This window comes from Halioglobus sp. HI00S01, from assembly GCF_001635445.1.
In the GTDB taxonomy this organism is placed as follows: domain Bacteria; phylum Pseudomonadota; class Gammaproteobacteria; order Pseudomonadales; family Halieaceae; genus Halioglobus; species Halioglobus japonicus.
In genome coordinates this window covers 1-217 of sequence record NZ_LWEE01000049.1, presented here as the reverse complement: position 1 = coordinate 217, position 217 = coordinate 1, and the positions used below count along the sequence as shown (strand labels likewise).

At 56.2% G+C, this 217-nt stretch carries 1 protein-coding gene; it reads right to left on the bottom strand.

Annotation, left to right across the window (positions count from 1 at the left end; genetic code table 11):
- Window positions 1-197 (bottom strand): YhbY family RNA-binding protein (locus A3709_RS08215; RefSeq protein ID WP_197484124.1); only part of this gene is annotated, 197 nt, incomplete at its 3' end.
- Between the last annotated feature and the right edge of the window lie 20 nt (window positions 198-217).

Genomic DNA, 217 nt, shown 5'->3' with positions numbered 1-217 from the left:
TCTTCACCGACCGCCGTTTTGGCGTCTTTGCCACCGACGGCCAGTTTGATCTTGATCAGCTCGTGTTGGTCCAGGGCCCGCTCAACTTCCATCACCACGCCATCAGACAGGCCATTGCCGGCGACAGTCACCACGGGCTTGAGTTTGTGGCCGATGGCGCGCAGTTGTCTGATGTCCTGATTGCTTTTCTTGCTCATGGTGATTCCGCTGTACAATA